Source organism: Sulfuricurvum sp. (assembly GCF_028712165.1).
Taxonomy (GTDB): domain Bacteria; phylum Campylobacterota; class Campylobacteria; order Campylobacterales; family Sulfurimonadaceae; genus Sulfuricurvum.
In genome coordinates this window covers 1-11,879 of the sequence record NZ_JAQTQR010000079.1, presented here as the reverse complement: position 1 = coordinate 11,879, position 11,879 = coordinate 1, and the positions used below count along the sequence as shown (strand labels likewise).

General features: G+C 43.4%; 15 protein-coding genes. 10 read left to right on the top strand and 5 right to left on the bottom strand.

Annotated features, from left to right (window positions below; genetic code table 11):
* Window positions 1-32: 32 nt before the first annotated feature.
* The 9 genes from PHP90_RS12125 to crcB all read left to right on the top strand — a co-directional run bounded on the left by PHP90_RS12125 (window position 33) and on the right by crcB (window position 5,815).
* The gene (locus PHP90_RS12125; protein WP_015652803.1) at window positions 33-305 is read left to right on the top strand and encodes an RNA-binding protein; all 273 of its coding nucleotides are present in this window, start codon (window positions 33-35) and stop codon (window positions 303-305) included.
* Between the two features lie 105 nt (window positions 306-410).
* On the top strand, window positions 411-614 hold the full coding sequence (locus PHP90_RS12120; RefSeq protein ID WP_299930292.1) for an RNA-binding S4 domain-containing protein: 204 nt from the start codon (window positions 411-413) through the stop codon (window positions 612-614).
* Window positions 615-678: 64 nt separating this feature from the next.
* Window positions 679-2,001 (top strand): S41 family peptidase, encoded by a 1,323-nt coding sequence (locus PHP90_RS12115; protein WP_299930289.1) that lies wholly within the window; start codon window positions 679-681, stop codon window positions 1,999-2,001.
* A 2-nt stretch (window positions 2,002-2,003) separates the two neighbouring features.
* On the top strand, window positions 2,004-2,714 hold the full coding sequence (gene purC / locus PHP90_RS12110; RefSeq protein ID WP_299930287.1) for a phosphoribosylaminoimidazolesuccinocarboxamide synthase: 711 nt from the start codon (window positions 2,004-2,006) through the stop codon (window positions 2,712-2,714).
* Window positions 2,715-2,716: 2 nt separating this feature from the next.
* Window positions 2,717-2,959, top strand: a complete 243-nt coding sequence (gene purS, locus PHP90_RS12105; RefSeq protein WP_299930284.1) for a phosphoribosylformylglycinamidine synthase subunit PurS — start codon at window positions 2,717-2,719, stop codon at window positions 2,957-2,959.
* Window positions 2,956-3,630, top strand: a complete 675-nt coding sequence (purQ, locus tag PHP90_RS12100) for a phosphoribosylformylglycinamidine synthase subunit PurQ (protein ID WP_299930281.1) — start codon at window positions 2,956-2,958, stop codon at window positions 3,628-3,630. Before purS ends, purQ begins: the two co-directional genes overlap by 4 nt.
* The gene (locus PHP90_RS12095; protein ID WP_299930278.1) at window positions 3,627-4,784 is read left to right on the top strand and encodes a hypothetical protein; all 1,158 of its coding nucleotides are present in this window, start codon (window positions 3,627-3,629) and stop codon (window positions 4,782-4,784) included. The genes purQ and PHP90_RS12095 overlap by 4 nt, the downstream gene beginning before the upstream one ends.
* Window positions 4,765-5,460: a lysophospholipid acyltransferase family protein gene (locus PHP90_RS12090; protein WP_299930275.1), complete on the top strand. Its 696-nt coding sequence runs from the start codon at window positions 4,765-4,767 to the stop codon at window positions 5,458-5,460. Before PHP90_RS12095 ends, PHP90_RS12090 begins: the two co-directional genes overlap by 20 nt.
* A complete protein-coding gene (crcB, locus tag PHP90_RS12085) occupies window positions 5,429-5,815 on the top strand; it encodes a fluoride efflux transporter CrcB (protein ID WP_299930272.1) in 387 nt (128 codons plus the stop codon). The genes PHP90_RS12090 and crcB overlap by 32 nt, the downstream gene beginning before the upstream one ends.
* Here the strand turns inward: crcB and PHP90_RS12080 are convergent.
* From PHP90_RS12080 to PHP90_RS12060, 5 genes are all read right to left on the bottom strand, one after another.
* Window positions 5,769-6,323 carry an ATP-binding cassette domain-containing protein gene (locus PHP90_RS12080; protein ID WP_299930269.1) on the bottom strand — a complete coding sequence of 185 codons (555 nt, stop codon included), beginning with the start codon at window positions 6,321-6,323 and terminating at the stop codon, window positions 5,769-5,771. The genes crcB and PHP90_RS12080 overlap by 47 nt on opposite strands.
* A 47-nt stretch (window positions 6,324-6,370) precedes the next feature.
* Window positions 6,371-7,603, bottom strand: coding sequence for a glutamate-5-semialdehyde dehydrogenase (locus PHP90_RS12075; protein WP_299930266.1), 1,233 nt, complete (start codon window positions 7,601-7,603; stop codon window positions 6,371-6,373).
* A gap of 56 nt (window positions 7,604-7,659) precedes the next feature.
* A complete protein-coding gene (locus tag PHP90_RS12070; protein WP_299930263.1) occupies window positions 7,660-8,763 on the bottom strand; it encodes a response regulator in 1,104 nt (367 codons plus the stop codon).
* Window positions 8,764-8,906: 143 nt separating this feature from the next.
* Window positions 8,907-10,784 (bottom strand): molecular chaperone DnaK, encoded by a 1,878-nt coding sequence (gene dnaK / locus PHP90_RS12065; RefSeq protein ID WP_299930260.1) that lies wholly within the window; start codon window positions 10,782-10,784, stop codon window positions 8,907-8,909.
* 123 nt (window positions 10,785-10,907) lie between these two features.
* Window positions 10,908-11,447: a nucleotide exchange factor GrpE gene (locus tag PHP90_RS12060; protein ID WP_299930257.1), complete on the bottom strand. Its 540-nt coding sequence runs from the start codon at window positions 11,445-11,447 to the stop codon at window positions 10,908-10,910.
* A gap of 169 nt (window positions 11,448-11,616) precedes the next feature.
* On the opposite strand from PHP90_RS12060, the gene PHP90_RS12055 reads away from it, so the two are divergent.
* Window positions 11,617-11,879: anion permease (locus PHP90_RS12055; protein ID WP_299930254.1), on the top strand; the 263-nt coding region annotated here is incomplete at its 3' end.

Here is an 11,879-nt window from a genome sequence, read left to right as displayed (position 1 = left end):
GGTTATAGTTCGATTTTTTCACGGAGTACAATGTGACACAAATTTATGTCGGGAACATTCCCTACGGCAAAGACGAAAACGATCTTAAAGATCTTTTCGGACAATACGGTGAAGTTAGTTCAGTTAAATTCGTAAACGACAAAGAAACTGGCCGCTTCCGCGGTTTCGGTTTCGTTGAAATGGCGAACCAAGACGAAGCTAATAAAGCGATCACAGCCCTCGAAGGTAACGATTTCGGCGGACGTACACTTCGTGTTAACGAAGCTCGTCCACGCGCACCACGCCCTCCACGCGACCGCTGGTAATCACTCCCATGAAGCCCTAAGGGGCTTTCATGCTACTCTAGACACTATATTTTCCCTTTTCTAAAAACAAATTTTCTCAAAAACCCTTATATTTAAAGATGCACCATGACTTATACACTCACAGAACCTTATATCGAATTGCATAAACTTATTAAACTCTTAGACCTCGTCGACACCGGAGGACAAGCCAAAGTATTAATCGAAAACGGCCATGTATTTCGCAACGGTGAATGTGAAACCCGCAAACGGGCGAAAATCACCAAGGGAGAGAAAATCACGATCGGTAATGTCGTTATCGAAGTGATCTGATCCATTGTTTATTAATCGACTTTTGACTATAATCACGTATTACAAAAAGCTTGGAAAAATATAGATGAAAAATATCAAAATGATGGTTGTCGGCTTTGCCAGTGCGGTTGCCGTAACTGTCGCTCTTTCTACCACGCTCTTAGCTAAAAGCGATGCTCCTGTCGTTAGCGAAACCTCTGTTGAAGCGTCTCGCTTACAATCACTAGCCAAATTCACTAAAGTTTTGGGAATCGTCGAGCAGTACAATGTTGACGGTCTTAGCATTGATCAACTGATCGATAAAGCATTGCAGGGGCTTTTATCCAATCTTGATGCCCACTCGACCTATATGGACAAACAAAGCTATGAGAGCCTAAAAACCCAAACAGACGGTGAATTCGGCGGATTAGGGATCACAGTCGGTATGCGTGACAATGCCCTTACCGTTATTGCACCGATCGAAGGAACTCCTGCCGATAAAGCCGGTATCAAAGCGGGTGATATTATCCTAAAAATCAATGATAAATCGACTCTAAGTATGACCATAGACGATGCAGTCGGAATCATGCGCGGCAAGCCGAAAACTCCAATCGATCTTACAATCGTTCGCAAAGGAGAAGCGGATCCTCTGAAATTTCATATCATCCGTGACATCATTACTGTTGAGTCTGTCTACACCCGTAAAATAGATAACAATGTCCTCTATATCCGAGTTACGAGTTTCGATAAAAAAGTAGCAGCAGATGTGAGAACGGCAATCAAGAAAAATGCGGCTAACAGCAACGGGATCATTTTGGATTTACGGAATAATCCGGGAGGACTGTTAGACCAAGCAGTTGAATTGACCAACCTGTTCGTAGGTGAAGGGGTCATCGTATCGCAAAAAGGGCGTAATAAAGCAGACGATGTCTCCTACAGCGCAACAAAGAGCGCGAAAATTACCGATTTGCCTTTGGTTGTTCTCGTCAACGAGGGGAGTGCCAGTGCTTCTGAAATCGTCAGCGGAGCTCTCCAAGATCTCAAACGCGGTGTTGTTGTTGGAGAAAAAACATTCGGCAAAGGATCGGTTCAAGTCGTAATGCCGATTACCGAAACCGAAGCGATTAAGCTTACCATTGCCCGCTATTACTTGCCAAGCGGACGCACTATTCAAGCTGTCGGCGTTATCCCGGATATCGTAGTCGCATCCGGTGAGGTTAAAAAACATGAGAACCAATTCAATATTAAAGAGTCCGATCTCAAAAAACATTTGGAGAGCGAACTCCAAAAAGATGGCGGCATGATTGATGTAACCGAAGTGAATGCCAGCAATAAAACCATCATCACCCCTGAGCAGTTAGATAAAGATATTCAGCTCAAAGAGGGTGTTGATATCATCAAAGCTCTTATCATAGTCAAAGGAAAGTAACAATGGAAAAACGTGATCTCATCTACGAAGGCAAGGCAAAACGCCTCTTTACTACAGACGATCCGAATCTCGTCATTGCCGAGTTTAAAGATGATCTAACGGCGTTTAACGGAGCAAAAAAAGATCAGGAAGCCGGAAAAGGTGCTCTGAATAATAAGATCTCAACCGAACTGTTCAAAATGTTAGCTGCAAACGGGGTTGAATCCCACTTCGTTGAGATGCTCGATGACAACAATATGCTCTGTAAAAAAGTGGACATTATTCTTATTGAAGTGATCGTGCGTAATATAGCAACCGGAAGTCTCAGTAAAAACCTCGGTATCCCTGATGGTACTGTACTCCCTTTTACCCTCGTCGAATTTGATTACAAAAACGATGCACTCGGTGATCCGAAACTCAACGATCAACATTGTTTGATCCTTGAACTGGTTAAAAATGAAGCCGAGCTCGATCAACTTCGAGCTATGGCACGTGAAATCAACTCTATCCTTCGCCCTTATTTCCATGAAAAAGGGCTCAATCTCGTCGATTTCAAACTCGAATTCGGTCGTGACAAAGACGGAAAAATCATCTTGGCCGATGAAATCAGCCCGGACAACTGCCGTTTTTGGGATTTAGCAACAGGTGAAAAAATGGATAAAGACCGTTTCCGTCAAGGTCTCGGCGGGCTTAAAGTAGCCTATGAAGAAGTATTAAATCGAATATTGGGGTAATGATGAAAGCAATAGTGAATGTATTTTTGAAAAACGGTGTTCTTGACTCTCAAGGCAAAGCGGTACACCACGCTCTTAGCGGCCACGGTTTCGGAAGCGTCAGTGATGTTCGCGTCGGCAAACAGATCATTATCGAGATGAACGAAAGCGACGAAGCTGCCGCAAAAGAAAAAGTCGCCCATATGTGTGAAGAGTTATTGGCCAACACCGTTATCGAAGATTACGAGATTGAGATTCAAGCATGAAAGTAGGTATTGTTCAATTCCCGGGGACAAACTGCGAATACGATACCCAGCATGCGTTTGCCGCATTAGGATGCGAAACACAAATTCTATGGCATAAAGAAGATACTATCCCGGATGGTACTGATCTTGTTGTCGTTGCCGGCGGATTCAGTTACGGTGATTACCTGCGCAGCGGAGCGATTGCTAAAATGTCTCCGATTATGAAAGCACTTAAAATTTATGCAGACAATGGCGGTAAAGTATTGGGTATCTGTAACGGTTTTCAAGTCCTTACCGAAACAGGACTCCTTCCCGGTGCATTAAAACGCAACGAAGGGCTCCATTTTATCTCCCGTCATCACCATCTCAAAGTGGTCAATAATGACAATGATTTTCTTCGTCATTGTAAAGTGGATCAAGTTGTTAATATCCCCATTGCACACCATGACGGTAATTTTTATATTGATGAAAACGGTTTGCAAGAACTCTATGCTCACAATCAGGTATTGCTTCAATATACGGATGCATCCGGCAATATTGATAATCCGAACGGGTCAGTTGATTCCATCGCTGGAATTTGCAACAAAGCAAAAAATGTCTTTGGTCTTATGCCGCATCCGGAGCGTGCTATGGAGTCTCTTTTAGGTTCTAATGACGGTCGAGCTATGCTTGAAGGGTTTATAAACGCTTGAAAACGCTGATACTTTTCTTTCTGTTTGCCGGATACCTGTTTGCTCTATCCGAGCCGTCCGTTCTTACGGATCCTGCTCCGCAAGAAGAGGCTGCAACGACGGCGTCTACAGCTCCTGATCCAGAGAAAATCACCGATCTAGGATCGCTCTTTTCAAATGTCTCTTCTGCACTCAAATTGCAATTTGATACCCTTCCTACACATCCGTATGTCGGTGAAATTATCGCTGTTCCGGTCAAACTGACTCCGGTTGACATCGCATCCGGTAATATTGAGTATACGCTACAAAATGAAGAAGGGATCCGGATTTTCAGCGATACCCCTCATCGCAGTGTCAAAGAAGACGGAGTATACGATACCTTCTATTTTTTAGTACAGTCACCTTCGGTACGACTTCCGGATATAACCGCTACATTAAGTGCTACAGGTGCAAATTCTGAGACATTGACCGGAACATCGCTCAACGCAACGCCTCTCAATCCCCCTTCAACCTTTGCACATGTTTTGGCCGATAAATTTGAAATTATCAACTATAAAACTACCCCGTATAACAGTGATAGCAATGTTGTCATTTTTACGGTAAAAGCACTACGATGTAATATCAGTGATTTTACGATCCCAAATGCCATCAAGCAAGGGTTTGAGTCAAAACTTCCGAATGTCGGCGAGTCGCAAATGACCTATTATGCGATTATCCCTAACTCGGAGCAAAATCTCAATTTTTCTTTTTTCAACCTAAAAAAGCAACGTTTTGAATCACTGGTTATCCCGATCATTGTCGATGATGATACCGTTTCCACCCAAAGTGATCTCTCTCCGACCGATTCGCGCCATACGGAACTCAAAATTGGCGCTGCAGGTGTTGTCGGTATTATCCTTTTCGGTTTATTCTACTGGAGACGGCAAAAAGGGTATTTGTATGCTTCGGTCGTTCCCATGTTTTATATCGTCTATGCCCTATTGCCTAACCAAAATATTTGTGTAAAAAAAGATGCTTCTATTTATTTGCTTCCTATCAATAACGGAACCATTTTTGAAACAACGGCACAGGAAGAACATTTAGAAGCGGAAAAAGAGGTGGGTGATTTCACCAAAATACACCTCACCAACGATAAAGTAGGATGGGTTAACAAGCGTGATATTTGCTCGAATTAAATGGCTTTATGCAGTAATCGTCATCTTTTCAGGGATGACGCTTATGATCACTATTTTCCACTTTGTCCCTAAACCCTACGCTCAAAAAATCAGTGCGTGGTTTATCCGTTTACTCGTTTTTATTCCCATCAAAGTACATGGTACTCCTGATCCTGATGTACAAATGTATCTCATCAATCACCAGAGCGAACTGGACATCGGGATTATGGAGACGATTACCCCTAAAAATCTTGCATGGGTTGCTAAAAAAGAGCTGTTCAAAGTCCCTTTTTTCAGTCTCGTTCTCCGTTTACCCAAAGATATTGCACTCGAGCGTGAAAGCAAAACAGCCCTCGTCAAACTGATCAAAGATTGCAAAGACCGTCTCGATCATGGACGTGTTATTACCATATTTCCCGAAGGTACCCGCACCGAAACCGGAAAAATGAAACCGTTCAAGCCGGGGGCAAAAATGGTAGCGGACAAATTTGCTCTCAAAGTCCAGCCTGTTGTCTTTATAGCAACAGCCTGGCATTTCAGCAATAAACGCAAAGACTTTCATCCTGGTACCATTCACGCGATTTATCTGGATTCTTTTACAGCGGATAAAAACGATCCGGAATGGCTCAAAAATCTACAAATCAAGATGCAAAAGGTGTATGATGATGAGCTGGCAAACCATCCTCGCTATCGGTAGCGGCGCCTTCATAGGTGCGGTTCTTCGAGCTTATATCAACGGGGTTGTAAATCACCATTTTCCCCACACGCTTCCTTTCGGCACCCTCTCAGTCAACTTAATAGGAAGCTTCATAATCGGTGTCCTATTCGCTTATTTTACCTATACGACATTCTTTAGCGTCCATATGAAATCTTTTCTCACGACCGGTTTATTGGGCGGACTCACCACCTATTCTACTTTTGCGATGGAAACAGTCTTTTTACTCGGAGGAGGAAATATCGTGATGGCAGCTGCCAATATGGCCCTGAATCTTTTCGGCTCGGTACTTATGGCAGGAGGGGGATTTTATCTCTTTCGCCATTACCTAGAGTAACTATCTCATCGGCGCACCAAGCTGCCAAATCGCCGTCATGGGTGATCAGCAAGACTCCCATCCCATTTATCTGTTTCACGATCAATTTCATGATATCGAGCTGATTAAGGTTATCCAATGCCGAAGTCGGCTCATCGAGCAGCAACAATTTCGGCTTCATTAACAGTGCGCGCAATATCGAACACCGTTGCAATTGGCCGCCGGAGAGTTTATGGGGAAGTGAGTCCAAATGAGTCTCTTCTAACCCCATCTCTTCCAATAACGATTTATACCCTTCAATCGATGCTACTTCCATGATTTGCTCACGTACCGTATAGGTAGGATGAAACGAGCTGTAGGGATCTTGAAACACCTGTGAATAGGAAGAGGAATGGATTGAACCGGATGATGGTTTACGGTGTCCCAAAATCAGTTCAAAGAGGGTTGATTTCCCGACGCCGCTGGGACCGACAATCGCTTTGATTTCCCCCTCTTTGAGAGAAAGGGAAAAACGATCAAAGATTTGCATATCTTTTGTATATCCAAAAGATAGTTCTTTGATATCTAATACAGAGTTCAACGAATCTGACCTTTTCCATACACTTTATATTTATACGTAGTCAATCCTTCTACCCCCATCGGGCCGCGCGCATGCAGCTTGTTGGTACTGATCCCTACTTCCGCACCGAACCCGAATGCTCCGCCGTCAGTAAAACGGGTAGACGCATTGACATACACGCATGCGGCATCAATCGCATCCATAAAGCGCTCTGCTGTAGTAATGTTTTCAGTGATGATCGCTTCGGAGTGACCGGAACCGAAACGGATAATATGACTGATTGCCCCATCAACTCCGTCTACTACTCGGATATTGAGAATATTGGCCAAATACTCCGTATCAAAATCCTCTTCACTTGCACTCGAAACATTGATTATTTCTCGTGTCTGTTCACACCCTTTTAATTCCGTATGCGCTCGATCAAATGCATCTTTTAGAATCGGTAAAATCTCAGCTGCAATTGATTCATCAACCAACAATGTTTCCATAGAATTGCATACACCCGGTCGCTGTACTTTGGCATTAAGGGCAATCGCAATCGCATTTTCGATATTGGCCGCTTTATCGATGTAAGTATGGCAGAGTCCTTTGTCATGTTTGACGACAGGAACACTGGCATTTTGGCTTACAAAACGGATCAGTGCCTCTCCGCCTCGCGGAACGATCAAATCGACGTATTTATCCATCTTGATCAATTTTGCCACCCCTTCACGTGAAGCATCCGGCAACAGAGCGATCAACTCATGCGGTAAATTGTTACGGGTCAAAACCTGTTGCATCACATCAGCGATGATCTTGTTGGAGTGCTCCGCTTCTTTACCCCCTTTTAGTACACAGCCGTTGGAGGTTTTAAAGCAAAGCGCCGCCGTATCTGAGGTTACGTTCGGACGAGATTCATAGATAATACCGATCACCCCGATAGGGATGCTTACTTTCTCTATTTTGAGTCCTGCCTCCGTAACCCATCCCTCGATTACTTTTCCAATCGGATCTTTCAGTGCGGCAATCTCTTCGATTGCAACGGCCATAGATTCAATCCTCTTTTCATCCAAAAGAAGACGTTCTTTCATAGATGAAGCGAGATTGCTCTCTTCGGCATTTCGCATATCGATGGCATTGGCTTCGATGATATTCATCGTATTTGCACGGAGTGCTTCCGCCATTTCCAGCAGGATTCGATTACGTTCGCTTCCGCTCATGGTTGCCAATACACGGCTTGCGGATTTAGCTTTTTCTAAAAAATTTTCCATGATAATTCCCTTTTAATAGGGATATTATAACAAATACGGATTAATACAATATCTCTTTAAAGATACTCTCTAATGTCTTTCATCAATCGATCCAGATGAACCCTGTACTGGTCGTAAAGACTAAAATAGCTCTGTTCGTGAGTATCACTGAGCGCAAGTTTGATATTTGAAGCAATTTCAGCAAGTGGGTGTGCCCCGATATTTTCAGTTACACCGATAATATCAAGAAGGTACGCATCGGCAGCGTGAAAATCGTTTGCACGCAAAAATTCTCCTAACTTATCCGATGAGTTGCCATAATCAGTTATGAACTCCGCTAAGATTTCGCGATAAAAGCCTGCATCTTCTCCACACGTTTGAAGCCCTTTTTCAACATCTAAATTTTTTCTCATCTTAGCTTCTGCCGATTCATCGTTCTGAGTACCTTTACCGGTATAGGCATAGATGATATTATAGAGGGCTTCCATTCTCAGCGGTTTTTCCAGCTGCTCAGACATTCCGGCATCTTTCATTTTTTGAATGTCATCCGATGCAGTGTCTCCGCTGAGCGCCACCACTAAAATGTGGTCGTACTTTGGATTTGTTCGAATGATACGAGTTGCTTCGAACCCGTCCACTCGCGGCATATGAGCATCCATCAAAATCATCAAAAAGTTGGTGTCATTTTCAAGTATATCCAAGGCTTCCTGCCCATCATTGGCCATGACAATATCGATACCGCTGTCGGCTAAAAGACCCATCAGAACTTTTTGGTTGATGACGTTATCTTCCGCAACCAAAATTCTCTCACCGGCGAATTCAGAAAAATTTTGTTTTGTAATTTTTCCGTGCTCCGGAACAGATCGTTTTGGAATTGTCTTGTCGCTTTTTCTTCGGTTCGTTAAGTCTTCGACTTTCTCTTCGTGAGCCGGTGTAACGACTTCAAAATCTCTTTCTTCTTTTACAGGCAAGGAAACTTCTGGAACCGGCTCTATTTGCGGTTCTTCTTTTATCTGCGGAACTGCTTTTTCTTTGGTAGCTACTTCCGGTATTTCATTTTTTTCTGATTTGTCGATAGGAGTTTTTGGGGCTGAGCTTCTATTTAAAATAAAGTATAAAACGATGATCCCTATCACTATGGCTACGGTGACTATAATCTCTAGTTGAAATTCATGAAACATTGGTTACTCTTTTTTTTCTTTAATCATACAATATTAACTAAACTTTTGCACATAGATTCCAATAAAGAGATTATATTAGTGTAGAAAAAGGGAATAAAAGAAGAGGAAATTGCCCCAAATGGGGCAAGGAAAAGAAAGAGAAATTACTCGATTTCAGCGTCGATGACGTCGTCATCTTTTTTCGCGTGACCTGAAGCCGCTTCACCGCCTTCATTTTGTTTGTACATTTGCTCAGCCATTTTGTGGCTCGCATCTGCCAATTTTTTAGTAGCCGCTTCGATCTCTTCTTTAGAAGCATCGGTATTTTTGAGTACCGCTTTGAGCTCTTCAAGAGCTGATTCGATCGTTGCTTTTTCGCTTGCGTCGATTTTATCACCCATCTCTTCGAGAGATTTTTCGGTTTGGCTCGCAAGTGCATCCGCTTGGTTGCGAAGATCAACGATCTCTTTGCGTTTTGCATCTTCGGCTTTGTGGTTTTCTGCATCTTGGACCATTTTGTTGATCTCTTCTTCAGAAAGTCCGCTTGACCCAGTGATTTTGATCTCTTGGGTTTTACCTGTCCCTTTGTCGGTCGCAGAAACCGTCAAGATACCGTTCGCATCGATATCGAAGGTTACTTCGATTTGAGGTACACCGCGACGTGCCGATGGGATACCGGTAAGTTCGAACAATCCGAGAGATTTGTTATCACGGGCAAATTCACGTTCACCTTGAGCTACAGAAATACTTACTGCAGGTTGGTTGTCTTCCGCTGTTGAGAAGATTTGTGATTTTTTCACCGGAATAGTCGTCCCTTTTTCGATGATTTTTGTCATGACACCGCCAAGTGTTTCAATCCCGAGGCTAAGTGGTGTAACGTCAAGAAGAAGAACGTCTTTAACGTCTCCGCGTAATACCCCACCTTGGATCGCTGCACCGGCAGCTACGACTTCATCCGGGTTTACCCCTTTGTTCAATGTTTTACCGCCGAACTCATCAGAGACCATTTTTTGTGCGATCGGAAGACGTGTTGAACCACCGACCATGATGATTTCGTTGATCTCGTTTTTGCTGAGACCGGCATCTTTCATCGCCGTTTTAATGTGGCTGATTGTCTCTTTTACAAGAGTATCGATCATCCCCTCGAATTTTGCACGGGTCAATTTAACGACCAAGTGTTTCGGACCGGATGCATCTGCGGTGATAAACGGAAGGTTGATCTCTGTTTCTTCAGCAGAAGAGAGCTCTTTTTTCGCATTTTCAGCCGCGTCTTTCAAACGTTGAAGTGCCATTTTGTCCGCTTTGAGATCAATACCGTGATCGGATTTGAACTCGCTTGCCAAGAAATCAACGATCTTGTTATCGAAGTCATCCCCACCGAGGAATGCATTACCGTCGGTTGAAAGAACCTCGAAAGTCCCCTCAGAGATTTCAAGAACCGTAACGTCGAACGTTCCGCCCCCTAGATCGTAAACGAGAACTTTTTCATCCCCTTTTGAATCCAAACCATATGCCAAAGCTGACGCTGTCGGCTCATTGATGATACGAAGAACATTCAATCCTGCGATCGTTCCCGCCTCTTTGGTCGCTTTACGTTGAGCATCATTAAAATACGCAGGAACGGTAATAACCGCATCGGTGACCGCTTGGCCGAGGTAGCTTTCCGCATCCGCTTTCAATTTAGAAAGGATTTTTGCAGAAATCTCTTGAGGCGTATACACTTTACCCGCTACGTCAACCGCAGCCATACCGTTTTTATCAACGATTTTATAGGTTACTTTGTCGTGTGCCTCTTTCGCTTTTTCTTCGTTCATCATAAGACCCATGATACGTTTGACCGAGTAGATCGTTTTATCCGGGTTGGTAATCGCTTGACGTTTTGCAGGATCTCCTACGAGGATTTCCCCTTTATCCGTAAACGCTACAACCGATGGAGTTGTATTTTTTCCCTCTTTATTCGGGATAATTTTCGCTTCGCCGCCTTCGTAGACAGCCACACATGAGTTTGTAGTTCCTAAATCGATACCAATTACTTTAGACATTTTGTTTCCTTTATTTTAAATTCGTTTTTTATTTGTTTTGTCATTCTTATTCCGTTCACCCTGAGCCTGTCGAAGGGTGAGTTCATGGTTCGACAAGCTCACCACGAACGGAAAAGAAACCTTTTAATTTGCTATTACGACCATTGCATCGCGCAATGTTCGCTCTTTATATCGAAACCCTTTTTGAAAAGTGTTTACAATATCACCGCTTTCGTGATCCGGGCTGTCCACACGCTGTACTGCGTTATGAACATCCGGATTAAACGGTTCGGACTCATCCACCGGAGTGACCCCGTGTTTTTCGAGAACACCGAGAAGCTGTTTCATAGTGAGTTCAACACCCTCTTTGAGTTTTTCTAAAAGAACCGCAGGCTCCGCTTCGATCTCTGCCGCACCGATCGCCATTGAAAGCGAATCGACCACAGGGATCAAATCTTTTGCAAATTTTTCGTTTGCGTACTCAAGCGCTTGGTATTTCTCCCGCTCAAGACGTTTTTTGATATTGTCGAAATCGGCATGTACGCGAGCGTACTTATCTTTAAAAGATGCCAATTCAGCTTGAATAGTTTCTAATTCATTCATGCTCTCAGCGACTGCTTCCTCACCTTCTTGAAGGGTAGGTTGTTCGTCGTTGATCACGTCTTCATTTATTTCATTTGACATAAGTTTATACGACTCCTTTTTTGAAATCCGGCAGTATTATAGTACATTGAGTCAACTGATGTCAAGAGGTATATGATATTTTTTATGCAGAATAGTTGAGTCTATTTCTATCAAGTATATATACCGACTCTAAAATGCTATAATAAGCCTAAAAAATAGGGGAGGGAGAATGTCACCAAGAGTTAAACAGCTTTTCCCCGTACTGTTGCTTGGGATTTTTGCCCTGCTCTTGTGGTTTACCCCTCCGCCACTCGCCATAACTCCAAAAGCATGGCAACTTTTTACGATTTTCCTGACAACTATTATAGCTATATTAGGTAACGTACTGCCAATCATCACAGCATCGGTCATTGCACTCGCAGTAAGTGTCTTAACCGGGGTCATTGAGCCTGCGAAAGCGTATGCCGGATTTTCGGAGAGTTTTATCCTCCT

Bases quoted from the DNA above. Each gene is read 5' to 3' on its own strand.
- PHP90_RS12060 (WP_299930257.1), bottom strand. From the start codon at position 11,447: ATGTCAAATGAAATAAATGAAGACGTGATCAACGACGAACAACCTACC.
- dnaK (WP_299930260.1), bottom strand. From the start codon at position 10,784: ATGTCTAAAGTAATTGGTATCGATTTAGGAACTACAAACTCATGTGTG.
- purQ (WP_299930281.1), top strand. From the start codon at position 2,956: ATGAAAGTAGGTATTGTTCAATTCCCGGGGACAAACTGCGAATACGAT.
- purC (WP_299930287.1), top strand. From the start codon at position 2,004: ATGGAAAAACGTGATCTCATCTACGAAGGCAAGGCAAAACGCCTCTTT.
- PHP90_RS12070 (WP_299930263.1), bottom strand. From the start codon at position 8,763: ATGTTTCATGAATTTCAACTAGAGATTATAGTCACCGTAGCCATAGTG.
- PHP90_RS12120 (WP_299930292.1), top strand. From the start codon at position 411: ATGACTTATACACTCACAGAACCTTATATCGAATTGCATAAACTTATT.
- PHP90_RS12115 (WP_299930289.1), top strand. From the start codon at position 679: ATGAAAAATATCAAAATGATGGTTGTCGGCTTTGCCAGTGCGGTTGCC.
- purS (WP_299930284.1), top strand. From the start codon at position 2,717: ATGAAAGCAATAGTGAATGTATTTTTGAAAAACGGTGTTCTTGACTCT.
- PHP90_RS12075 (WP_299930266.1), bottom strand. From the start codon at position 7,603: ATGGAAAATTTTTTAGAAAAAGCTAAATCCGCAAGCCGTGTATTGGCA.
- crcB (WP_299930272.1), top strand. From the start codon at position 5,429: ATGAGCTGGCAAACCATCCTCGCTATCGGTAGCGGCGCCTTCATAGGT.
- PHP90_RS12080 (WP_299930269.1), bottom strand. From the start codon at position 6,323: ATGCAAATCTTTGATCGTTTTTCCCTTTCTCTCAAAGAGGGGGAAATC.